The 302-nt window shown below is 63.9% G+C and carries 1 pseudogene; it reads right to left on the reverse strand.

The window, feature by feature from the left end:
• Nucleotides 1–302: pseudogene (locus E0501_RS19400) on the reverse strand (hypothetical protein); the annotation flags it as partial.

Genomic DNA, 302 nt, shown 5'->3' on the forward strand with positions numbered 1-302 from the left:
GCCGATCACGCCCTCGACGTCAACAACCTTGCCCACAACGATATCGGTGAAGAGGTCGCCCGCTGCGGCGCGGCCGTTGCCGGCCACGTCGTTCAGGAAGTCGACCCGCGCGCGTTCCGTAGCACCGGCATAGCTGATGATGTCGAACCCTTCGCCGCCAGTGAACTCGTCCCCACCATCGCTGCCGATCAGGGTGTCATCGCCCGCGCCACCGTAGAGGCTAGCGCCGGTCAAACCTGAATAGGACAGCCTATCGTTGCCGTCGCCGCCGTAGATGATGTCGGCGCCATCACCTCCTTCAA

This window comes from Marimonas lutisalis (genome assembly GCF_005434965.1).
Classification (GTDB): domain Bacteria; phylum Pseudomonadota; class Alphaproteobacteria; order Rhodobacterales; family Rhodobacteraceae; genus Marimonas_A; species Marimonas_A lutisalis.